Source organism: Serratia sp. 121840015-1, from assembly GCF_053627655.1.
This window is the reverse complement of the sequence record NZ_JBSEYF010000002.1, coordinates 529785-552887: the sequence shown is the minus strand read 5'-3', so window position 1 is coordinate 552887 and position 23103 is coordinate 529785. Positions and strand designations below refer to the sequence as shown.

Sequence of the window (23103 nt, the reverse complement as noted above, 5' to 3'; positions counted from 1 at the left end):
ACCTTTACATTCAATGGATTGGAAAAATAATCGCATGAATAGCACCGATAAACTCGATTCGCACACGCCAATGATGCAGCAGTACCTGCGCCTCAAGGCCCAGCATCCTGAAATCCTGCTGTTCTACCGCATGGGCGACTTCTACGAGCTGTTTTACGACGACGCCAAGCGCGCCTCCCAACTGCTGGATATCTCGCTGACCAAACGCGGCGCCTCGGCGGGTGAACCGATCCCGATGGCCGGCGTGCCGCACCACGCGGTGGAGAACTACCTGGCCAAGCTGGTGCAGCTCGGCGAGTCCGTCGCCATCTGCGAGCAGATCGGCGATCCGGCCACCAGCAAAGGGCCGGTCGAACGCAAAGTGGTGCGTATCGTCACCCCCGGCACCATCACCGACGAAGCGCTGCTGCAAGAGCGTCAGGACAACCTGCTGGCGGCGATCTGGCAGGACGCGCGCGGTTTCGGCTACGCCACGCTGGACGTCAGCTCCGGCCGCTTCCGCGTCGCCGAGCCGCAGGATCTGGAAACCATGGCTGCCGAGCTGCAGCGCACCAATCCGGCCGAGCTGCTCTACCCGGAAACCTTCGAACAAATGGCGCTGATCGAACAGCGCCACGGCCTGCGCCGCCGCCCACTGTGGGAATTTGAGCTTGAGACCGCGCGTCAGCAGCTCAATCTGCAGTTCGGCACCCGCGATCTGACCGGCTTTGGCGTCGAGCAGGCGCACCAGGCGCTGCGCGCCGCCGGCTGCCTGCTGCAGTACGTCAAAGATACCCAGCGCACTTCACTGCCGCACATTCGCGGCCTCACCATGGAGCGCCAGCAGGACGGCATCATCATGGACGCCGCGACCCGCCGCAATCTGGAGCTGACGCAAAGCCTGTCCGGCGGCAGCGACAACACGCTGGCGGCGATCCTCGATCGCACGGTCACGCCGATGGGCAGCCGTATGCTGAAACGCTGGCTGCACATGCCGACCCGCGATATCAAGGTTCTCACCGCCCGCCAACAGGCGATCGGCGCATTGCAGGACCTGTTCACCGATCTGCAGCCTTCTCTGCGTCAGGTGGGCGATCAGGAGCGAATTTTGGCGCGTCTGGCGCTGCGCACCGCGCGGCCGCGCGATCTGGCGCGCATGCGCCATGCTTTCCAGCAACTGCCGGACATCCGCGCGCTGCTGCAAGACGTGGACACCCCGCACGTGCAGCAGCTGCTGTCACAGGTGGGCCAGTTCGACGAGCTGCGTGAGCTGCTGGAACGCGCGGTCATTGAATCGCCGCCGGTGCTGGTACGCGACGGCGGCGTGATCGCCCCCGGTTACAACAGCGAACTGGACGAGTGGCGCGCACTGGCCGACGGCGCCAGCGACTACCTCGACCGGCTGGAGATCCGCGAGCGTGAAAAGCTGGGGCTGGATACGCTCAAGGTCGGTTTTAACGGCGTACACGGCTACTACATTCAGGTCAGCCGCGGCCAAAGCCACCTGGTGCCGATCCACTATGTGCGCCGCCAGACGCTGAAAAACGCCGAGCGCTACATCATCCCGGAATTGAAAGAGTACGAAGACAAAGTGCTCACCTCCAAGGGTAAGGCGCTGGCGATCGAGAAAAGCCTGTACGACGAGCTGTTTGATCTGCTGCTGCCGCACCTGGCGGAACTGCAGCAAAGCGCCGCCGCACTGGCCGAGCTGGACGTGCTGGCCAACCTGGCCGAGCGCGCCGATACCCTGAACTACGCTTGCCCGACCATGAGTGAGCAGCCGGGGATCCGCATTACCGAAGGTCGCCACCCGGTGGTGGAGCAGGTGCTGAGCGAGCCGTTTATCTCCAACCCGCTCACCCTGTCGCCGCAGCGCCGCATGCTGATCATTACCGGTCCGAACATGGGCGGTAAAAGCACCTATATGCGGCAAACGGCGCTGATCGTGCTGATGGCACACATCGGCAGTTACGTCCCCGCCACCAAGGCCACTATCGGCCCGGTGGATCGCATCTTCACCCGCGTCGGCGCGGCGGACGATCTGGCTTCCGGCCGCTCCACCTTCATGGTGGAGATGACCGAAACCGCCAACATCCTGCACAACGCCACCGAGCACAGCCTGGTGTTGATGGATGAAATCGGCCGCGGCACCTCCACTTACGACGGCCTGTCGCTGGCCTGGGCCTGCGCCGAGAACCTGGCCAACCGCATCAAGGCGATGACGCTGTTCGCCACCCACTACTTCGAGCTGACGACGCTACCGGAGAAAATGGAAGGCGTGGTCAACGTGCATCTGGACGCGCTCGAACATGGCGATACCATCGCCTTCATGCACAGCGTGCAGGACGGGGCTGCCAGCAAAAGCTATGGCCTGGCGGTCGCCGCGCTGGCCGGCGTGCCGCGCGACGTCATCAAGCGCGCCCGTCAGAAGCTGCGCGAGCTGGAGTCTATCTCCAGCCACACCGCCTCGGGCAGCGTCGATGCCACCCAGATGACGCTGCTGCAGGAAGAGACCTCGCCGGCGGTAGAAGCCCTGGAGGCGCTGGATCCGGATTCCCTGTCGCCACGCCAGGCGCTGGAATGGATCTACCGGCTGAAAAATATGGTGTAGTCTGGCGCCAAACGCGGGCATAAAAAAACGGTGAGCATCATGCTCACCGTTTTTATTTGATGCGGTTCAACAACCGGCGTTATTCGCGGAACAGCGCCTCAATGCTCAGGCCCTGCATCTGCAGAATCTCACGCAGGCGGCGCAGGCCTTCAACCTGAATCTGACGAACGCGCTCACGCGTCAGGCCAATCTCCCGGCCTACGTCTTCCAGCGTCGCCGCTTCATAGCCCAGCAGGCCGAAACGACGCGCCAACACTTCACGCTGTTTGGCGTTCAGTTCGAACAACCATTTGACGATGCTTTGCTTCATATCGTCGTCTTGCGTGGTGTCTTCAGGCCCGTTGTCCTTCTCGTCGGCCAGAATGTCCAGCAGCGCTTTCTCCGAATCCCCGCCCAGCGGCGTATCCACCGAGGTGATGCGCTCATTCAGACGCAGCATGCGGCTGACGTCATCCACCGGCTTGTCGAGTTGCTCGGCAATCTCTTCAGCGCTCGGTTCATGATCCAGCTTGTGGGAAAGCTCGCGCGCGGTGCGCAGATAGACATTCAGTTCTTTGACGATATGGATAGGCAAACGAATGGTACGGGTTTGGTTCATGATCGCCCGTTCAATCGTCTGACGGATCCACCAGGTTGCGTAAGTGGAGAAGCGGAAACCGCGTTCCGGGTCGAATTTTTCCACTGCGCGAATCAGACCGAGGTTACCCTCTTCGATCAGATCCAGCAGCGCCAGACCGCGGTTGCTGTAGCGGCGGGCGATTTTCACCACCAGCCGCAGGTTGCTTTCAATCATGCGGCGGCGGGACGGCACGTCACCGCGCAGAGCACGCCGCGCAAAATAGACTTCTTCCTCTGCGGTCAGCAGAGGTGAATAACCGATCTCACCCAGATAGAGCTGCGTCGCATCCAATACGCGTTGCGTAACGCCTTGAGACAACAGCTCTTCTTCCGCTAAATCGTTCTCGCTGGTCTCTTCTTCTACCAGCGCTTTTTCATCAAACGACTCAGCCTCAGCTCCATTCTCGTCGAAATCCGCATCATCATGTAACTCGTTAACTTTCAGCGTATTTTGGCTCATATGCTGCTCCTACCCGTGATACCGCGAGCAGAATCTCAGCGTATTCTGCCCAATCTATCGCTGCGGAAGATAACGCAGCGGGTTTACGGATTTCCCCTTGTAACGAATTTCAAAATGCAAACGTACTGAACTGGTACCGGTGCTACCCATGGTGGCTATTTTTTGACCCGCCTTCACTTCTTGTTGTTCCCGGACCAGCATTGTGTCGTTATGAGCGTAGGCGCTCAGGTAATCATCATTGTGTTTGATGATGATTAGATTACCGTAACCCCGTAAAGCGTTGCCGGCATACACTACGCGGCCATCGGCGGTAGCGAAGATAGGCTGCCCACGGGAACCGGCGATATCGACGCCCTTATTCCCACCTTCTGATGAGGAAAAGTTATCAATAATCTTACCGTCAGTCGGCCATCTCCAGGTACTGACCGGAGAACTGTTGCTGACGGTGCTGCTCACGGGTGGAGCGGCTTCCGGTGCGGTAACAGGCGCAGTCGCGGTCCCAACCGCTGCGGCACCTGCTGCAGGTAACATCTTACCTACATTCTGTTTACCCGAGTTTTCAGAATACGCGTTAGTTGATTGAGAATCAACCGTTGCCGTCTGGATCTGGGAGCTGGAAGGTGGCTTCGGAACGCCGCCTTTGGTCGCGTCTGTCGTCGCCAGCATGCCGCCGCCGCCGTTGGCAGAACCATTACCAAGCTGAATGGTTTGGCCAACATTCAGGCTGTATGGCTCGGGAATATTGTTGCGCTGCGCCAGGTCGCGGAAATCGTTGCCGGTGATCCAGGCGATATAAAACAGCGTGTCGCCGCGCTTGACCGTGTAGGTTTCACCGCCGCTGTAGCTCCCTTTAGGGATAGCGTTATAACTGCGGTTATAGACAATGCGGCCCTCGGGGCTGACCTGCTGCGCCCCGCCATTATTATTGCCGGATGGAACGGCACCGCCGCCACCCACGCTGCTGATAGGGGCCGACGTCGAGGCATTGTTCGTACAACCCGCCAACCACAAACTTACCATCGTACACACCGCTACCCGGCGTAACGTAATCATTGGGCTTCCCGTGCTCATGCTTCCCCCATGACAGCAATATCAGTGATATATCCAAAATACCCTTTACATCGTAGCCGAGCTTTTGCCACTTCCCAGTCCCTGCGATGTAAAGGCGCCGCCGGCCGATCCCTGAACGCCAGGTCATCTCCCGCCGGAGCATCAAAACGCGCGCCAATGCTAACCACATTGGCGTTGCCGCACCATAAGACAACTACGTAGAAAGGCCAATTCTAGTGAAAATTAGCCTGATTGGAACGAGAAAACCTTATCCGGACGTGATGAAAGTGCAACAGATTTTGCAGACGGTCGAAAAATCAGACAATCGCTAGGCCAATTCGCCTTTCACCAGCGGGACAAAGCGCACCGCTTCCACCGCATCGACAACGAACTCGTTGCCATGGCGTTGAATGCGTTTGAGGGTTTGGGCCTGCTCGCCCACCGGCAGCACCAAAATGCCGCCGTCGTCCAATTGTTCCACCAGCGCCTGCGGGATCTCCGGCGGTGCGGCGGTGACGATGATCGCATCGAACGGACCGCGCGATGCCCAGCCCTGCCAGCCGTCGCCGTGGCGGGTGGAAACATTATGAAGATCGAGCTGCTTCAGGCGGCGCTTGGCCTGCCACTGCAGCCCCTTGATGCGCTCGACGGAACAAACGTGTTGCACCAGATGTGCCAGGATAGCGGTCTGATAACCGGAACCGGTGCCGATCTCCAGCACCCGTGAAGTGGGCTTCAAATTCAGCAGCTCGGTCATCCGCGCCACCATATAAGGCTGGGAAATGGTCTGGCCGGAGCCGATCGGCAGCGCGGTGTTTTCGTAGGCCTTATGATCCAGCGCTTCGTCGACAAAACGCTCGCGCGGCACCACTTCGATCGCCCGCAGCAGCTTTTCGTCCCGGATCCCCTGCTGCCGCAGCTGCGTCAGCAATGTTTGCATACGCTTGTTCACCATTCCCCGCTAACCTCTGCCTTGGTTAACCATGTTTTCACGACTTCCTGCGCCGCGTAGGCGGTCAAATCCACCTGCAGCGGCGTGATCGCCACATAGCCTTGTTCCACCGCCGCAAAGTCGGTATCCGGCCCGACATCAAATTTATCACCAGGCGGCCCGATCCAGTAGAGATTTTGTCCGCGCGGATCCTGCTGGCAGAACACCTTGTCGGCGGGATGGCGGCTGCCGCAGCGGGTAACGCGCAGGCCTCTAATCTCCGCCAGGGGCAGATCCGGTACGTTGATATTCAGTATTTTTCCGGTACGCAACGGCTCACGCTGCAACGCGCGCAGGATACGGCAGGTAATGACGGCGGCGGTCGCATAGTGCTGGTGGCCGTTCAACGACACTGCCAACGCGGGCAGCCCCAAATGCCGGCCCTCCATCGCCGCTGCGACGGTGCCGGAATAGATGACATCGTCGCCCAAATTTGGCCCTGCGTTGATGCCGGAGACCACGATATCCGGTGCCGGATGCATCAGTGCGTTGACGCCAAGATAGACACAGTCGGTCGGCGTCCCCTGCAGCACCGCAATATCGCCGTTGGCCAGCGTTTGCGTGCGCAGTGGCGATTCCAGCGTCAGCGCATTGGAAGAGCCGCTGCGGTTACGATCCGGCGCCACGACCTGCACCTCGGCGAATTCCCGCAGCGCCGCCGCCAGCACCTGAATGCCCGGAGCGCTGACGCCGTCATCGTTACTCAGCAATATCCGCATCACTGTCATCCTGCTGCATGATCTCGCGAACTACGCTGGTGGCGAAGCTGCCCGCCGGCAGCCAGAAGCGCAGTTCCACGGTAACGTCATCCCACCAGTTCCACAGCATATTTTGCGGCTGTAACAGCAGGGCCCGACGAGCGGGTTCGACACGCTCGCGCTTTAAAAGCGTAAGCAATTCCGGCTGCTCCGCCAAGCATTGTTGTTCAAATGCCAACGCATCGCCGGCAGTACCCGGCTCGCCGTCGCCCGGCAACGTCGCGGTGACAACCAGCTCGCCGGCATCCAGGCGCTGTTGCAGCGTCTCCAGCTCATCGGCTTTGGCGACAAACCAGCTGCCGCGGCCGCTCAGCTGCAGGGCGTCACCTTCCAGCACGGTGCGCTGCAGGCCGTCGGCCAGGCGCCTGCTCGCGACCTGATTAAACAGCGCGCTACGGCTGGCGGACAGGTAGAAACTACGCTTGCTGCGCTCTTTGACGCGAATTTCGTCATTCGCCCAGCGGCGCGCCATCACCAGGTTGTTGCCGCCGCGGCCGAAACGCTGGCTGCCGAAGTAGTTCGGCACGCCCTGCGCGGCGATGGCCTGCAGGCGGCGTTCCACGTCCTGCCGGTCGAAAATCTGGCGCAGCACCAACGTAAAGTGGTTGCCCTTCAGGTTGCCGATGCGCATTTTACGCAGGTGGCGGGCGTACGAGAGCACCTCGCAGCCTTCCAGCGTAAACCGAGAGAAATCCGGCGTGTCCTTACCCGGCATATGCAGGCAGAACCACTGCTCGGTCACCGCGTGGCGATCCTTCAAGCCGGCATAGCTGACGGAACGGGCGTGAATACCGGCGAAGCGCGCCAGGTAATCGGCCACGAACTGGGTATTGCAGCCGTTTTTACGGATGTTCACCAGTACGTGCTCGCCTTCACCGTCCGGCGCAAAGCCCAGGTCTTCCACCACCACGAAATCTTCCGGATTGGCTTTCAACACCCCGGTGCTCTGCGGCCGGCCATGCAGCCAGGTCAGATTCGCCATATCCATGCGGTTATTCCTTGATCAGCAAGGCGACCGCTTCGCAGGCGATGCCCTCGCCGCGCCCGGTGAAACCGAGCTGCTCGGTGGTGGTGGCCTTCACGTTGACGTCATCCATATGGCACTGCAGATCTTCCGCCAGGAAGACGCGCATCTGCGGGATGTGCGGCGCCATTTTCGGCGCCTGGGCGATGATGGTGATATCGAGGTTGCCGAGGCGGTACCCTTTGGCGCGGATGCGTTTCCAGGCTTCGCGCAGCAGTTCGCGGCTGTCGGCGCCTTTGAACGCCGGATCGGTATCGGGGAACAGCTTGCCGATATCGCCCAGCGCCGCCGCGCCCAGCAGGGCGTCGGTCGCGGCATGCAGCGCGACGTCGCCGTCGGAGTGGGCCAGCAAACCTTTGTCGTAAGGGATGCGAACGCCACCGATCACCAGCGGGCCTTCGCCGCCGAATTTATGTACGTCAAAACCGTGACCGATACGCATGATGCGCTCCTTAATTGTCCAACTGAGTCAAATAAAACGCCGCCAGCGCCAAATCCTCCGGCCGCGTTACTTTAATGTTGTCCGCCCGGCCGGCGATCAGCTGCGGATGATAACCGCAATGCTCCAGCGCCGAGGCTTCGTCGGTGACGTTCGCACCTTCATCCAGCGCGCGCTGCAGGCACTGCTTGAGCAGCGGCAGCGGAAACAGCTGCGGCGTCAGCGCGTGCCACAGATCCTGGCGTTCGACGGTGTGGGCGATGGTTTCGCGGCCGGGTTCGGCGCGTTTCATGGTGTCGCGCACCGGGGCGGCGAGAATGCCGCCGACCTTGCTGTGTGCGGTGATCGCCAGCAGGCGCTCGAGATCGTCGGCGTGCAGGCAGGGGCGTGCAGCGTCGTGCACCAGCACCCAGTCCGCATCGCCCGCCAGCTTCAGCCCGGCCATCACCGAATCGGCGCGCTGCCTGCCGCCCTCGGTGACGATCACCCGCGGATCCTGGGCGATCGGCAACTGTTCGAACTGGCGATCTTCGGGGCCGATCGCCACGATCACCCGCTCAATGCGCGGATGACGCAACAGGGCGTGGATGGCGTGCTCGACGATGCTGTGCCGGCCGATGGTTAAATATTGCTTCGGGCATTCCGCCTGCATGCGGCTGCCGATACCGGCAGCGGGCAGGACGGCAATCACCGAGGGAAAGGTGCCTGCGGAGTGATTCATGCGTTATTTTTGTGCGTTATTTTGCGAGGAAGACGCCGCGTTGCGTCTGGATTGGTCAGGAACCAGACGATAGAAAGTCTCACCGGGCTTGATCATGCCCAGCTCATTACGCGCTCGCTCTTCGATCGCTTCCTGACCGCCGTTCAAATCATCGATTTCGGCAAACAGCTGATCGTTACGCGCTTTCAACTTGGCGTTGTTGCCCTGTTGGACCGCAACGTCTTCATTGACTCGCACGTAATCGTGAATACCATTTTTGCCCAGCCACAGTGAATACTGTAACCAACCGAGCAATGCCAGCAATAGCAGCGTAAGTTTTCCCATCTCCGCCCCCTGAAAAACCGACCAATCATCCCACAACTTTTCGTTGGACTCCACACTGAGAGCGGCATTTCAACGCCAAATTCAGAATACGGATGAAGGGTTCCCGAGTTTATCGCCCAATTCCGCGGCGAAAGCGGCAAAAAAAGCCCCTTACACCCGATGCGCACGACGCGTTTTCCGCTGAGACACACACTGCCCTTCACCCATTATGCAGCAAGAACCACTGCACCGCCGCTTTCTGCCCCATCGCTTACTCCGCCACAATGCAAAAAGTGAATATTTACCACCATAGAAAGAATAATCCTTATGCAGGGGTTGTGCTTTCATTCATTGAAGCTTATTTTTATGCACTACTAATGCATAAATAATTCCAATATATAACCTTTCATTATCGGGGATCGCGATGTTAAAACGTTTAGTTCTGATCGGCGCCTGCCTGGCCGCCACCTTCTCCACCGCCGCGTTGGCGGCTGAACCTACCTACGTCGTCGGTTCCGGCGGCACCTATCGGCCGTTCGAGTTTGAAAACAGCCAAAAACAGCTGGAAGGTTTCGACATCGACATCATCAAAGCGGTGGCCAAGGCCGAAGGCTTCCAGATCAAACTGATCAATACGCCGTGGGAGGGGATCTTCGCCACGTTGAATTCCGGCGATCGCGACATCATCATTTCCGGCATCACCATCACCGACAAGCGCAAACAAATGGTTGATTTCTCGGCGCCTTACTTCCCGGCCGAGCAGGCTATCGTGGTGCCGCAGGACTCGACGGTAGACTCCATCGCCGCGCTGAAAGCGCTGAAGGTCGGCGTGGTGAACTCCAGCACCGGCGACATCGTGGTGTCCGACGTGCTGGGCAAAAACAGCACCGCCATCAAGCGCTTCGACAATACCCCGCTGATGCTGCAGGAGCTGTATGAAGACGGCATCGGCGCGGCGGTCGGCGACGTCGGCGTGGCCAAGTTCTATATCAAAACCCACCCTGAGAAAGCCTTCAAGCTGGTGCCTGACGCCAAGTTCGAGCGCCAGTATTTCGGCATCGCCGTCGCCAAAGGCAACGATGAGCTGCGCAACAAGATCAACGCCGGCCTGAAGAAAATCGTCGCCGACGGCACCTACGCCAAGATTTACCAAACCTGGTTCGACAGCAACGTACCGACGCTGCCGGCGGAATAATACCCTGTCGCCGGCGCCCGCCAGGCCGTCGGCGCACCCCCGTTTCAGCCTACCAAGAAGGAATACCTTTTGAACTTCCGCTGGGAGATCATCCAGGAATACGCGCCGCTGTTTATGGAAGGCGCCTGGATGACCATCAAATGCACCATCATCTGCGTACTGCTCGGCACCACCTGGGGATTGATCCTCGGGCTGGGCCGTTTGGCGCAGGCGCCGCACGGCATCTGGAAACCCATCCTGCATTACGGCGTTCAGTGGCCGGTGCGCATTTACATCAGCGCCTTTCGCGGCACGCCGCTGTTCGTGCAGATCATGGTGGTACACTTCGCGCTGGTGCCGCTGTTCATCAACCCGCGCGACGGCCTGCTGGTCACCAGCGGCCTGATGAGCGTCGATTTTGCCCGCGCGCTGCGCGCCGACTACGGTGCCTTTCTCTCCTGCGTAGTGGCGATCACGCTCAACGCCGGCGCCTATGTGTCGGAGATCTTCCGCGCCGGGATCCAGTCGATTGACCGCGGCCAGATGGAGGCCTCGCGCTCGCTGGGCATGAGCTACGGCAAGACCATGCGCCAGGTGATCCTGCCGCAGGCCTTCCGCCGCATGCTGCCGCCGCTGGGCAACAACGCCATCGCTATCGTCAAGGATTCGTCGCTGGCCTCCGCCATCGGCCTGGCGGATCTGGCCTATGCCGCCCGCACCGTCTCCGGCGCCTACGCCACCTATTGGGAGCCCTACCTGACCATTTCGCTGGTCTATTGGGTCATCACCTTCCTGCTCTCGCTGCTGGTGCAACACATGGAAAAGAGGTTCGGTAAAAGTGATTCGCGTACATAACCTGCAAAAACAGTTCGGCGAGAGCCACGTGCTGCGCGGCATTTCCTGCCGGATCGCCGCCAACGAAGTGGTGTGCGTCATCGGCCCTTCCGGCTCCGGGAAGAGCACCTTCCTGCGCTGCATCAACGCGCTGGAAACGCTCTCCGGCGGCGAGATCGAGGTCAACGGCTTCGCCGTCCACGATCAAAAAACCGACCTGAACAAGATGCGTGAAAGCGTGGGTATGGTGTTCCAGCGCTTCAACCTGTTCCCGCACATGACGGTGTTGGAAAACATCATCATGGCACCGGTGAGCGTGAAAAAACGGCCGCGCGCCGAAGCCATCGCGCAAGCCGAGCAGCTGCTGCACAAGGTCGGGCTGCTCGACAAGATAGACGCCTACCCCAACAGCCTCTCCGGCGGCCAGCAGCAGCGGGTAGCGATCGCCCGCGCGCTGGCGATGGAGCCGAAGATCATGCTGTTTGACGAACCCACCTCCGCGCTCGATCCGGAGCTGGTGGGCGAAGTGTTGACGGTGATGAAATCGCTGGCGCACGAGGGCATGACCATGGTGGTGGTCACGCATGAGATGGGCTTTGCCCGCGAGGTGGCCGATCGAGTGCTGTTTATCGATCAGGGGATCATTCAGGAGGAAGGTGCGCCGCAGCAGATCTTCAGCCATCCGGCCAATCCGCGCACACAGGCGTTTCTGAGCAAAGTTTTGTAACCTTCGGCACCGCTTTGCAATCCTTCGGGCGCCGGCATCGGCGCCCGCTCTCTCACCACCCGGTCAAGAAGCTGAACACCAGCCAGAACAGGCACAGCACGATGGCGCCGGTCAGCAGCAGCGTCAGGATCAGACGGCCGCGCAACAGCATGCTGAGGGTGATGCCGATCAGCACCGACAGCGGCATCAGCGCCAGGAAGAACGGCCAGGTATAGAGCAGGAAAAACAGCGTGTTGGAACCGTAAACCAGGAACGGCAACGCGAACGCCAGCCAGTAGAAAACAAAGCCGCTGACGCCGCCCAGGAAAGAATAAGAAGGCTCCTCTCTCTCCTGTTTTGACTGCTTGGAGTCGATCAAGATAGGCGTGACATTTTGCATAGTGATCCCTGGTTATTCGGCTCGCTCTGCGGCGGCTTAGAGTAAAAAGCGCATGGCGAAAAACGCCACACGCTTTTTTTGAATTCAGGGTTTGATAATAGCCTGACCACGCAACACGTCTAACAATTGCGCAATCAAATTTGTTACCAATTGTTGGCCATCAAGGTGGATTTCCGGCTGCTGCGGCGCCTCGTAAACCGCGTCGATACCGGTGAAGTTGCGCAGTTCGCCGGCGCGCGCTTTTTTATACAATCCCTTCGGATCGCGCGCCTCGCAGATCGCCAACGGCGTGTCGACGAACACTTCGATAAAGCGATCGTCGCCGAGCATTTCGCGCACCATCTGCCGCTCGGCGCGGTGCGGCGAAATGAACGCGGTCAGCACCACCAGCCCGGCATCCACCATCAGTTTGGCCACTTCCCCCACCCGGCGGATGTTCTCGCGCCGATCCTCGTCAGAGAAGCCGAGATCGCGGCACAAGCCGTGGCGCACGTTATCGCCGTCCAGCAGATAGGTGCTGACGCCGAGCCCGTGCAGCGCCTGCTCCAGCGCGCCGGCGACGGTGGATTTGCCCGAGCCGGACAGCCCGGTAAACCACAGCACCACGCCGCGATGGCCGTTGCGCGCTTCGCGATCCGCGCGCGTCACGGCGTGCGGATGCCAAACCACGTTCTCATCGTCCGGCCCGGTCGCCCTCAGTTCAGCGGCCACCTTATCGACCACCGAGCAGATCGCGTGCGCCCCAGTGCGGGAAGTGCTTGCGCACCAGCGCATTCAGCTCCAGCTCGAAGGCGCTGAACTCGCCGTGCGCCGCCGGGGTGGCCTGCAGCGTTTCGCGCACCAGACCGGCGCCTACCGTGACGTTGCTCATGCGATCGATGAAGATCAGCCCGCCGGTGTCGTGATTGCTCTGATAGCTGTCCAGCACCAGCGGCTCGTCGAAGGTCAGCTCCACCAGACCGATGCCGTTAAGCGGCAACGTGTCTGCCGGGTGCTGCGCCAGCGTATTGATCTCCACCTGATGGCGGATACTCTCCACGCGGGCGCGGGTCTTTTTACCGGCGATCTTGATGTCGTAGCTCTGGCCCGGCACCAGCGGCTGCTCGGCCATCCATACCACGTCCACCAGCGCGCTCTGCGCCGCCTGCAGGCTTTCGCCGGCGTCGACCAGCAGATCGCCGCGGCTGATGTCCACCTCATCCTTCAGCACCAGCGTAATCGCCTCGCCCGGCACCGCCTCTTGCAGATCGCCGTCGAAGGTCACGATACGCGCCACGCTGGACTCCACACCAGAAGGCAGCACCTTGACCCGTTGCCCCACCCGCACCACGCCGGCGGATAGCGTGCCGGCATAGCCGCGAAAATCGAGGTTCGGGCGGTTGACGTACTGCACCGGGAAACGCAGCGGCTGGTTTTCTCGCTCGCTGACCACGTCAACGCTCTCCAGCACTTCCAGCAGCGTCGGGCCGCTGTACCACGGCATATGGGCGCTTTCGCTCGCCACGTTGTCGCCGTCCAGCGCCGACAGCGGCACGAATTTGATGTCCAGATCGCCTGGCAGCTGCTGGGCAAAGGTCAGGTAATCTTGTTTGAACTGCTCGAACACCGCTTCCTGGTAGTCCACCAGATCCATTTTGTTCACCGCCACCACCAGATGGCGAATGCCCAGCAGGGTTGCGATAAAACTGTGGCGACGAGTCTGGTCCAGCACCCCTTTGCGCCCGTCGATCAACAGGATCGCCAGATCGCAAGTGGAGGCGCCGGTGGCCATGTTGCGGGTGTACTGCTCATGCCCTGGGGTATCGGCGATGATAAATTTGCGTTTTTCGGTCGAGAAATAGCGATAGGCCACGTCGATGGTGATGCCCTGCTCGCGCTCGGCCTGCAGGCCGTCCACCAACAGCGCCAGATCGAGCTTCTCGCCCTGGGTGCCGATGCGTTTGCTGTCGCTGTGCAGCGTCGACAGCTGATCCTCGTAGATCTGGCGGGTATCGTGCAGCAGGCGACCTATCAGGGTGCTTTTGCCGTCGTCGACGCTGCCGCAGGTCAGAAAGCGCAGCAGGCTCTTGTGTTGCTGCGCGTGCAGGTAGGATTCGACGCCGCCCTGGTCAGCGATTTGTTGTGCAATTGCGTTGTTCATCCGGCGGCTCCTTAGAAATACCCTTGACGCTTTTTCAGCTCCATCGAGCCGGACTGATCGCGGTCGATCATCCGCCCCTGGCGTTCACTGGTGGTGGAGACCAGCATCTCTTCGATGATCTCCGGCAGGGTTTGCGCCTGCGAATCCACTGCGCCGGTCAGCGGCCAACACCCCAAGGTGCGGAAACGCACCATGCGCTGGCTGATCACTTCGCCCGGCTGCAGATCGATGCGATCGTCGTCCACCATCATCAGCATGCCGTCGCGTTCTACCACCGGGCGCGGTTTCGCCAGGTACAGCGGCACGATGTCGATCTTTTCCAGGAAGATGTACTGCCAGATGTCCAGCTCGGTCCAGTTCGACAGCGGGAAGACGCGAATGCTCTCCCCTTTGTTGATCTGGCCGTTATAGTTGTGCCACAGCTCCGGCCGCTGGTTTTTCGGATCCCAGCGGTGGAAGCGATCGCGGAACGAATAGATGCGCTCTTTGGCGCGCGATTTCTCCTCGTCGCGCCGCGCACCGCCGAAGGCGGCGTCGAAACCGTACTTGTTCAACGCCTGCTTCAGGCCCTCGGTCTTCATGATGTCGGTATGCTTGGCGCTGCCGTGCACGAACGGGTTGATGCCCATCGCCACCCCTTCCGGATTTTTATGCACCAGCAGCTCGAAGCCGTACTCTTTCGCGGTGCGATCGCGGAACTCGTACATTTCGCGGAACTTCCAGCCGGTATCGACGTGCAGCAGCGGGAACGGCAGCGTGCCGGGGAAGAACGCCTTGCGCGCCAAATGCAGCATCACGGAAGAGTCTTTGCCGATGGAATACAGCATCACCGGGTTGGCGAATTCAGCGGCGACTTCACGGATGATATGGATACTCTCCGCCTCCAATTGCCGCAAATGAGTGAGTCGTTTTTCGTCCATAACAGGTCCTTAAAAGCCTTGCCTATGCCAAATTCACGACGGCCGGGCGCGCGGCCCCTTCCGTCTGCGATTGATGCCCGAACCAGGCGATTTGATGGTGCAGTTCCACCACTTCGCCAATCACCAGCAGCGCCGGCAGCGGCGCCCGTTGGGCCAGATGTTCCAGTTGATCCAGCGTGCCGATCTGCACCTGCTGATCGGCGCGCGTGCCGCGACTGATCACCGCCACCGGCGTATCGGCAGCGCGGCCGTGGGCGATCAGGCGTTGGCTGATGTCCGCCGCCTTCATGGTGCCCATGTAGATAGCCAGCGTCTGCCGCGCCCGGGCCAGATCGGCCCAGTCCAGGCCATCGCCGTCGGGGCGGCAGTGGCCGGTGATAAAGGTCACGCTCTGCGCGTGGTCGCGGTGCGTCAGCGGAATGCCGGCGTAGGCGGTCGCCCCCGCAGCGGCCGTGACGCCCGGCACCACCTGGAACGGAATGCCGGCGGCGGCGGCTACCTGCAGCTCTTCGCCGCCCCGGCCAAAGATGAACGGGTCGCCGCCCTTGAGGCGCACCACGCGTTTGCCCTGCTGCGCCAGCGCCACCAACAGCCGGTTGGTCTCTTCCTGGATCACCGAGTGCGCGCCGGCGCGCTTGCCCACGCAGATGCGCTCGGCGTCGCGGCGCACCAGATCGAGGATCTCACCGCTGACCAGGTGGTCATACAGCACCACGTCCGCCTGCTGCATCACCTGCAGCCCGCGCAGGGTCAACAGCCCCACGTCGCCCGGCCCGGCGCCCACCAAGGCTATCTCACCCTGCGCGCCTTCATCGCCTGCGGCGAAGCTTTGCAAATCCTGCTCAAGCTGCCGCTCCGCCTGCGCCGTCTGGCCGTTGGCCACCAGCGTGGCGAAACGGCCGCCGAAGGTTTTCTCCCAGAAACGGCGACGCTCGCCGATCGAGGCCAGCCGCTGTTTGACCTGGCCGCGCCAGCGGCCCGCCACCTGCGCCATCTGCCCCAAACTGGCGGGCAGCAGCGCCTCCAGCTTTTCGCGCAGCAACCGCGCCAGCACCGGCGCCTGGCCGCTGGACGATACGGCCACCACCAGCGGCGAGCGATCGATGATCGACGGGAAGATGAACGAGCAGCGCGGCTGGTCGTCCACCACGTTGGCTAACACCCGGCGTTTATCCGCTTCGGCAAACACCACGGCGTTCAGCGCGTTGTCGTCCGTGGCGGCGATCGCCAGAAACACGTCGTCCAGCTGCGGCGGGTCAAAGGTTTTCCCCAGCCAGAGCAGTTGCCCTCGCTGACGTTGTTGTTCCAGTTCCGGTGAGAGCGACTGCGCAACTATCCGTATTTCAGCCCCGGCGCGCTGAAGCAGATCGACTTTGCGCGCAGCCACGTCACCGCCGCCAACGACCAGCACCGGACGTTGTTTCAGATCGGCGAATATTGGTAGATAGTCCACAACAGCCTTTTCATATAACAGAAAGATAGTGTGACTATACGGGCTGAGATTTAGCCTCTGAAATGACGAAAAGGAATGATTAGTTCCTTTATGGAATATAGGCCGCAACGCCAGAGGCAAACGGTGATAACTGCGGCGGCGGTTTGCGCATTCGCGCGAAAATTAAGAGACGGGGAAATTGTGTAATGCCGCCCGGCGTCTCATACTGGGTGCCGCAGAAAAATGATCGGCAGCGCCGATAGCAAAGAAGGATTTTTCGGTATGTTTTCCCGTTTTTACCTGAAGACCAGCCTGCTGGCCCTCGCACTCGGCGGCGTCTTCAGCGTTTGTGCCGCACAGCCCGCAAAAGACGCGCCAATGGGCCGTTTCGCCGCCGAACAGACCCGCCACATCGCCACTTACTTCCCCGGCCGCATGGCGGGCAGCCCGGCCGAATTGCTCACCGCCGACTACCTGAAGCAGCAGTTCGCCAAGATGGGTTACCAAAGCGACATTCGCAGCGTCAACACGCGCTACCTCTACACCAGCAAAGACGGCAAGAAGAACTGGAACAACGTCACCGCCAGCTCGGTGATCGCCGCCCGCAACGGCGACAGCCCGAAACAGATAGTGATCGTCGCCCACTTCGACACCTACACGCCGCAGAGCGACGAAGATTTGGATAACAACCTCGGCGGCCTGACGCTGCAGGGCGTCGACGACAACGCCTCCGGCATCGGCGTGATGCTGGAACTGGCGGAGCGCCTGAAAAGCATCCCCACCGCCTACGGCCTGCGCTTCGTCGCCACCAGCGCCGAAGAGCTCGGCTCGCTGGGCGCACAGAACTACCTGCAACGCATGAGCGCGGAAGAGAAAAGCAACACCGTGCTGGTGATCAACCTCGACAGCCTGATCACCGGCGATCGTCTGTACTTCAACGCCGGGCGCAACACGCCGCCGCAGATGGCGAAACGCTCCCGCGATCGCGCGCTGGATATCGCCCATCGCTACGGCATCGCCGCCGCCAGCAATCCGGGTAGCGCACAGCATCCGAAGGGCACCGGCTGCTGCTCCGATCAAGAGGTATTCGACGCCGCAGGCATCCCGGTGCTGTCGGTGGAGGCCACCAACTGGTCGCTGGGCGACAAGGACGGCTACCAGCAGCGCGCCGTCAGCCCACACTTCCCGCAGGGCATCACCTGGCACCGCCCGCAGTATGACAACCTGCAGTACTTGGATCGCTACCTGCCGGGACGGATCGACAAACGCAGCCGCGACAGCGTGCAGATCCTGCTGCCGCTGATCAAAGAGCTGGCGCAGGCGCACCCGCCGAAAGCACAGAAGAAAAAGTAGCCCGCCAAAAAACAGGGCCCAGCATTGCTGAGCCCTGTCGTGTGATTCGCCTCGTTTAGCCTTCGTGCAGGCCGCACTCGCGCTTCAGCCCGAAGAAACGCGTCTCTTCCTCGCTCATACCCGGTTCCCACTTCTGGGTGGTGTGGGTATCGCCTACCGACAGGTAGCCCTGCTCCCACAGCGGGTGATAGTTCAGCCCGTGCTCGGTCAGATACTGGTAAATCTTGCGGTTGTCCCAGTCGATGATCGGCAGGATCTTGAACACCCCGCGCTGCACCGCCAGCACCGGCAGATTGGCGCGGCTGCCGGACTGCTCGCGCCGCAGGCCGACGAACCAGCTCTGTGCCCCCAGCGTCTCCAGCGCGCGGTTCATCGGCTCAACCTTGTTGATCTGGTTGTACTTTTCAATCCCTTCCACGCCCTGTTCCCACAGCTTGCCGTAGCGCGCCTCTTGCCAGGCGGGAGACTGTTCGGCGCGGAACACCTGCAGATTCAGCTTCAGCTGGTCGGTCAGTTGATCGATAAAGCGGTAGGTTTCCGGGAACAGGTAACCGGTGTCGGTCAGGATCACCGGGATATCCGGCCGGATGCGCGTCACCAGGTGCAGACACACCGCCGCCTGAATGCCGAAACTGGACGAGAGTACGAACTCGCCGGGCAGATGCTCCAGCGCCCATTCAACGCGCTGTTCGGCGCTGAGGGTCTCCAGTTGGCCGTTGACCACCGCCAATGCCAGCGCCTGCCCGGATTTGGGCAACGCATTCAGCGCCGCCAGATCGAATTCAGCCATGTTGTCTCTCCTGCTACTTGAAATTACCTGTGCGGCCCCTCTGCCCAGGGGCCGCCCGGCCTCACTCCCAGAAATCTCGCGCCGGATCCAGCACCGGTTTGACGATGCCCGCGCGAACGGTGAAGTCGCCGAAGCCTTCGCCGGCGTTGCGCTCCTTCGCCCAGCGCCCCACCAACAGATCGATCTCGCTCAGGATCTCGTCTTCGTTGATGTTCTCGCGGTACATGCGCGGAATGCGCGTGCCTTCGCGGTTGCCGCCCAAATGCAGGTTATAGCGGCCGACCGCCTTGCCCACCAGCCCCAGCTCCGCAAGCAGCGCGCGGCCACAGCCGTTCGGGCAGCCGGTGATGCGCAGCACGATATGCTCGTCGCCCACCCCGTGCCGATGCATGATCCCTTCCACCTTGGTGACGAACTGCGGCAGGAAGCGCTCGGCCTCCGCCATCGCCAACGGGCAGGTCGGGAACGATACGCAGGCCATCGAGTTCTTGCGTTGCTCGCTGATCTCGTCGTCGATCAGGCCATGATCGCGCGCCAGGGCTTCGATCTTTGCCTTCTCGCTTTCCGGCACGCCGGCGATGATCACGTTTTGGTTCGCCGTCAGACGGAAGTCGCCTTTATGGATCTTGGCGATCTCCGCCATGCCGGTCTTCAGCGGGCGCCCCGGATAGTCCAGCAGGCGGCCGTTCTCGATAAACAGCGTCAGGTGCCACTGATCGTCGATGCCCTTCACCCAACCGATGCGATCGCCGCGGCCGGTGAATTCATACGGCCGGATCGGCGCGAAGGTGATGCCGGCGCGTTTTTCCACTTCGGCGCGGAAAACGTCCACCCCGACACGCTCCAGCGTGTATTTGGTTTTGGCGTTCTTGCGATCGGTGCGGTTGCCCCAGTCGCGCTGCGTGGTCACCACGGCCTCCGCGACCGCCAGCGTATGTTCGAGCGGAATGTAGCCGAACTCGCTGGCCTGGCGCGCGTAGGTTTTCTTGTTGCCGTGCTCGATGGACAACCCGCCGCCCACCAGCAGGTTGAAGCCTACCAGCTTGCCGTTTTCGGCGATCGCCACGAAGTTCATGTCGTTGGCGTGCAGATCGACGTCGTTCTGCGGCGGGATCACCACCGTGGTTTTGAACTTACGCGGCAGGTAGGTCGGCCCCAGAATCGGCTCTTCGTCGGTAGTGGCCACCTTCTCCTGATCCAGCCACACCTCGGCGTAGGCGCGGGTGCGCGGCAGCAGGTGTTCGGAGATCTTCTTCGCCCACTCGTAGGCTTCCTGATGCAGCTCGGACTCCACCGGGTTGGAGGTGCACAGCACGTTGCGGTTCACGTCGTTGGCGGTCGCCAGCGCGTCCAGCCCCAGGCGGTTCAGCAGCTGGTGCACCGGTTTGACGTTGCCTTTCAGAATGCCGTGAAACTGGAACGTCTGGCGGTTGGTGATGCGAATGCTGCCGTACAGCGTGCTCTCCTGCGCGAACTTGTCGATGCCCAGCCACTGCTGCGGGCTGATGATGCCGCCCGGCAGGCGGCAGCGCAGCATCATAGCGTGGCGCGGCTCCAGCTTCTGCTCGGCGCGTTCGGCGCGAATATCGCGGTCATCCTGCTGATACATGCCGTGAAAACGGATCAGCAGGAAGTTGTCGCCGTTGAAGCCGCCGGTCAGGCCGTCGTTCAAATCTTCGGCGATGGTGCCGCGCAGGAAGTGGCTCTCCTTCTTCATGCGCTCCGCATCGGCCAGTTTGCCTTCGACTACCAAAGGCCCGGGGTGTTTATCACTCATCAGTAAACATCTCGCTGATAACGGCGCTCAAGGCGCAGCTCACTTAAAAATTCATCCGCCTGCTCGGTATCCATGCCACCGTGCTCGGCCACCAGTTCCAGTAATGTGTTTTCCACGTCTTTCGCCATGCGATTGGCATCGCCGCAGACGTAAATGTGCGCGCCTTCCTGAATCCAGCGCCACACTTCCGCGCCCTGTTCGCGCAGTTTGTCTTGTACGTATATTTTATGTTGTTGGTCGCGGGACCAGGCCAGATCGATGCGGGTCAGCAGGCCGTCTTTCACGTAGCGCTGCCATTCGACCTGATACAGGAAATCTTCGGTAAAGTGCGGGTTGCCGAAGAACAGCCAGTTCTTGCCGCCGGCGCCGTCGGCGTCGCGCTGCTGCATAAAGGCGCGGAACGGCGCGATGCCGGTGCCCGGGCCGATCATGATCACCGGCGCTTCCGGATTGGCCGGCAGGCGGAAGTTGTCGTTGTGTTCGATAAACACCCGCACGTCGCCGTCCTCCTCCAGGCGATCCGCCAGGAAGCCGGAGGCGCCGCCGCTGCGGGCGCGCCCGTCGATGTCGTAACGCACCACGCCCACGGTGATGTGCACTTCGCTTTCGTTCTCCGCCTGCGAAGAGGCGATGGAGTACAGGCGCGGCGTCAGCGGGCGCAGCAGACCGACCAGCTGTTCGGCGCTCAGGTCCGCCGGCGCCTGACGCACCATGTCAACGATCGGCGTGTTGTGCGCATAGTGCTGCAGCGCGGCTTTATCCGCCAACAGGCCGATCAGCGTTTCATCGCGCGACAGCGCGGCGTATTTATCGACGATCGGCGTGGTGTTCTGCGTCAGTTCGAAATGGCTGCGCAGCGCCTGCGCCAGCGGCAGGGTTTGCCCTTCCACCTCGACCGGCTCGTCGCCTTTCAGCCACAACAGCTGCACCAGTTCGTCCACCAACGCCGGATCGTTGTCGAACCATACGCCGAGCGCATCGCCCGGCTGATAGCGCAGGCCGGAGTCGCCCAGATCGATCTCGATATGGCGCACGTCTTTATCCGACGCGCGGCCGGTAATTTTCTGATTGACCGCCAGTTGGGCGGTGAGCGGCTGTTCCTTGCTGTACGGGCTGCTGTCGATCAGATCGACCGCGCCGCTGGCCAACACGCCCGGCGCGGCGCTTTCCGCCGGCGCGCGCGCCTTCAGCACCGATACCACCTGTTTGCGCCAGGCGGCGGCCAGTTCCTGGTACTCCACGTCGGCGTCCACGCGCTCCACCAGGCGCTCGGCGCCCAGCTCGGCCAGCTTGCCGTCGAAATCCTTACCAGACTGGCAGAAATTCTCATAAGAGGTGTCGCCCAGCCCGAACACCGCAAAAGCGGTATCATTCAGCTTCGGCGCCTTCTTCGAGAACAGGAATTTATGCAGCGCCACCGCTTCTTCCGCCGGTTCGCCCTCCCCCTGCGTCGAGGCGACGATCACCAGCAGGCGCTCTTGGGCTATCTGCTTGAACTTGTAGTCGCCGGCGCTGATCAGCGTGGCGCTCAGATTGGCGGCCAGCAGATCGTCGCGCAGCTGCTCCGCCAGGCGGCGCGCATTGCCGGTCTGCGAAGCGGAAATGATGGTGATGCTGGCGGCAGCCGCAGGGGCGACAGGCGCAATGGCCACGGCTCCGGGCTGTTGATTGACCATGCCCCAAAAATAGCCGGACAGCCACGCCAGCTGCGTCGGCGAATAGTCGCCGATCGTCGCCTGCAGGCGCGCCAGCTGTTCGGGCGTCAGCGGGAGCAAAGATGTTGGAGGAGCCTGAGTCGTCATTGCTGTACTTATTTCCTATACTTAGCGCCTTTCCTGCCAGGCGCGCGCCAGTGTCAGTCGCTGTCTCTTCGCTGCGTCGGGTGTGCGGAAAAGATCAGGAGAGTTTGTAAGGTTACCGAGCAGAATAGCAACGATTAAATAAGGGATAGCAATAAATCATAACCAAAATGACTAAGCTGTTTTTCTGGTAAGGGATAACGCTTAAACCGTTAAACAAAGTTTTTTATCCAGATGAAATTAAAGCGCTTTTTTTCATCGTTTTTTCACCGTTCAACATTTCGGCTCATTACCCCAGCCGATAGGTGCCGCAAACACCAAACAAAAAAAGTGTTAACCGGGCGCAGTTATCGCGGCGCTAGACCATAACGGTATAAATGGCAAGCAGACGCGCTTTCCGGTACTATGCGGCGGTTTTTGAGTCAATGAGGCCGTAATAATGGCAACCACGCTGTTTAAAGATTTTCAGTTTGAAGCCGCACACCGTTTGCCGCACGTGCCGGAGGGCCATAAATGCGGCCGCCTGCATGGGCATTCGTTTATGGTGCGTCTGGAAGTGACCGGTGAAGTGGACCCCCACACCGGTTGGGTGATGGATTTCGCCGAGCTCAAGGCTGTGTTTTCCCCGATCTGGGAGCGGTTGGATCACCATTATCTGAACGATATTCCAGGATTGGAAAATCCCACCAGCGAAGTGCTCGCCGCCTGGATTTGGCAGCAGCTCAAGCCCCAGTTGCCGGAACTGACTGCGGTGATGGTGAAAGAGACCTGTACTGCGGGATGCGTATATAAAGGTTAAAAGAAAGGGCGCCGCAAAGGCGCCC

General features: G+C 60.9%; 22 protein-coding genes. 6 read left to right on the top strand and 16 right to left on the bottom strand.

The genetic code is table 11. The annotated features are described in order from the left end of the window. Positions 1-34: 34 nt before the first annotated feature. Positions 35-2590: a DNA mismatch repair protein MutS gene (mutS, locus tag ACUXAC_RS16010; protein WP_060425333.1), complete on the top strand. Its 2556-nt coding sequence runs from the start codon at positions 35-37 to the stop codon at positions 2588-2590. Positions 2591-2669: 79 nt separating this feature from the next. On the opposite strand, the gene rpoS is transcribed toward mutS, so the two are convergent. The 8 genes from rpoS to ftsB form a co-directional block, all read right to left on the bottom strand. Further along, positions 2670-3668, bottom strand: a complete 999-nt coding sequence (gene rpoS / locus ACUXAC_RS16005; RefSeq protein ID WP_004932578.1) for an RNA polymerase sigma factor RpoS — start codon at positions 3666-3668, stop codon at positions 2670-2672. A 54-nt stretch (positions 3669-3722) separates the two neighbouring features. Continuing rightward, positions 3723-4721 (bottom strand): murein hydrolase activator NlpD, encoded by a 999-nt coding sequence (gene nlpD / locus ACUXAC_RS16000; RefSeq protein ID WP_038871876.1) that lies wholly within the window; start codon positions 4719-4721, stop codon positions 3723-3725. A gap of 325 nt (positions 4722-5046) precedes the next feature. Beyond that, on the bottom strand, positions 5047-5673 hold the full coding sequence (locus ACUXAC_RS15995) for a protein-L-isoaspartate(D-aspartate) O-methyltransferase (protein WP_308344958.1): 627 nt from the start codon (positions 5671-5673) through the stop codon (positions 5047-5049). Further along, positions 5667-6428: a 5'/3'-nucleotidase SurE gene (gene surE, locus ACUXAC_RS15990; protein WP_197848631.1), complete on the bottom strand. Its 762-nt coding sequence runs from the start codon at positions 6426-6428 to the stop codon at positions 5667-5669. Before surE ends, ACUXAC_RS15995 begins: the two co-directional genes overlap by 7 nt. Beyond that, a complete protein-coding gene (gene truD, locus ACUXAC_RS15985) occupies positions 6409-7455 on the bottom strand; it encodes a tRNA pseudouridine(13) synthase TruD (protein WP_387443222.1) in 1047 nt (348 codons plus the stop codon). Before truD ends, surE begins: the two co-directional genes overlap by 20 nt. A gap of 4 nt (positions 7456-7459) precedes the next feature. After that, on the bottom strand, positions 7460-7933 hold the full coding sequence (gene ispF, locus ACUXAC_RS15980) for a 2-C-methyl-D-erythritol 2,4-cyclodiphosphate synthase (protein WP_004932594.1): 474 nt from the start codon (positions 7931-7933) through the stop codon (positions 7460-7462). 10 nt (positions 7934-7943) lie between these two features. Beyond that, entirely contained in the window at positions 7944-8651 is a 708-nt protein-coding gene (gene ispD, locus ACUXAC_RS15975) for a 2-C-methyl-D-erythritol 4-phosphate cytidylyltransferase (RefSeq protein ID WP_060422529.1), read from the bottom strand. Between the two features lie 3 nt (positions 8652-8654). Next, positions 8655-8975: a cell division protein FtsB gene (gene ftsB / locus ACUXAC_RS15970; RefSeq protein ID WP_016929043.1), complete on the bottom strand. Its 321-nt coding sequence runs from the start codon at positions 8973-8975 to the stop codon at positions 8655-8657. 403 nt (positions 8976-9378) lie between these two features. On the opposite strand from ftsB, the gene ACUXAC_RS15965 reads away from it, so the two are divergent. From ACUXAC_RS15965 to ACUXAC_RS15955, 3 genes are all read left to right on the top strand, one after another. Next, a complete protein-coding gene (locus ACUXAC_RS15965; protein ID WP_039568898.1) occupies positions 9379-10149 on the top strand; it encodes a basic amino acid ABC transporter substrate-binding protein in 771 nt (256 codons plus the stop codon). A gap of 114 nt (positions 10150-10263) precedes the next feature. Then, entirely contained in the window at positions 10264-10983 is a 720-nt protein-coding gene (locus tag ACUXAC_RS15960; protein ID WP_042706788.1) for an amino acid ABC transporter permease, read from the top strand. Beyond that, positions 10967-11689, top strand: coding sequence for an amino acid ABC transporter ATP-binding protein (locus tag ACUXAC_RS15955; RefSeq protein ID WP_387443216.1), 723 nt, complete (start codon positions 10967-10969; stop codon positions 11687-11689). Before ACUXAC_RS15960 ends, ACUXAC_RS15955 begins: the two co-directional genes overlap by 17 nt. Before the next feature lie 52 nt (positions 11690-11741). Here ACUXAC_RS15955 and ACUXAC_RS15950 read toward each other — a convergent pair whose 3' ends face one another. The 5 genes from ACUXAC_RS15950 to cysG form a co-directional block, all read right to left on the bottom strand. Continuing rightward, entirely contained in the window at positions 11742-12068 is a 327-nt protein-coding gene (locus ACUXAC_RS15950; protein ID WP_004932611.1) for a DUF3561 family protein, read from the bottom strand. A gap of 84 nt (positions 12069-12152) precedes the next feature. Continuing rightward, positions 12153-12842, bottom strand: a complete 690-nt coding sequence (cysC, locus tag ACUXAC_RS15945) for an adenylyl-sulfate kinase (protein ID WP_077791524.1) — start codon at positions 12840-12842, stop codon at positions 12153-12155. Next, the gene (gene cysN, locus ACUXAC_RS15940; RefSeq protein ID WP_342121480.1) at positions 12781-14208 is read right to left on the bottom strand and encodes a sulfate adenylyltransferase subunit CysN; all 1428 of its coding nucleotides are present in this window, start codon (positions 14206-14208) and stop codon (positions 12781-12783) included. Before cysN ends, cysC begins: the two co-directional genes overlap by 62 nt. Before the next feature lie 11 nt (positions 14209-14219). Beyond that, positions 14220-15128 carry a sulfate adenylyltransferase subunit CysD gene (gene cysD, locus ACUXAC_RS15935; RefSeq protein WP_004932620.1) on the bottom strand — a complete coding sequence of 303 codons (909 nt, stop codon included), beginning with the start codon at positions 15126-15128 and terminating at the stop codon, positions 14220-14222. 22 nt (positions 15129-15150) lie between these two features. Beyond that, on the bottom strand, positions 15151-16581 hold the full coding sequence (cysG, locus tag ACUXAC_RS15930; protein WP_387443209.1) for a siroheme synthase CysG: 1431 nt from the start codon (positions 16579-16581) through the stop codon (positions 15151-15153). A gap of 261 nt (positions 16582-16842) precedes the next feature. Here cysG and ACUXAC_RS15925 point away from each other — a divergent pair, with 261 nt between their 5' ends. Next, positions 16843-17913, top strand: a complete 1071-nt coding sequence (locus tag ACUXAC_RS15925; protein ID WP_060422571.1) for an aminopeptidase — start codon at positions 16843-16845, stop codon at positions 17911-17913. Positions 17914-17968: 55 nt separating this feature from the next. On the opposite strand, the gene ACUXAC_RS15920 is transcribed toward ACUXAC_RS15925, so the two are convergent. The 3 genes from ACUXAC_RS15920 to cysJ form a co-directional block, all read right to left on the bottom strand. Further along, the gene (locus ACUXAC_RS15920) at positions 17969-18703 is read right to left on the bottom strand and encodes a phosphoadenylyl-sulfate reductase (RefSeq protein ID WP_387443206.1); all 735 of its coding nucleotides are present in this window, start codon (positions 18701-18703) and stop codon (positions 17969-17971) included. A gap of 61 nt (positions 18704-18764) precedes the next feature. Then, positions 18765-20480 carry an assimilatory sulfite reductase (NADPH) hemoprotein subunit gene (cysI, locus tag ACUXAC_RS15915; RefSeq protein WP_038871907.1) on the bottom strand — a complete coding sequence of 572 codons (1716 nt, stop codon included), beginning with the start codon at positions 20478-20480 and terminating at the stop codon, positions 18765-18767. Then, positions 20480-22282, bottom strand: coding sequence for an NADPH-dependent assimilatory sulfite reductase flavoprotein subunit (gene cysJ, locus ACUXAC_RS15910; protein WP_060440759.1), 1803 nt, complete (start codon positions 22280-22282; stop codon positions 20480-20482). Before cysJ ends, cysI begins: the two co-directional genes overlap by 1 nt. Positions 22283-22718: 436 nt before the next feature. Here cysJ and queD point away from each other — a divergent pair, with 436 nt between their 5' ends. Then, positions 22719-23078, top strand: coding sequence for a 6-carboxytetrahydropterin synthase QueD (queD, locus tag ACUXAC_RS15905; RefSeq protein ID WP_004932638.1), 360 nt, complete (start codon positions 22719-22721; stop codon positions 23076-23078). Positions 23079-23103: the final 25 nt, after the last annotated feature.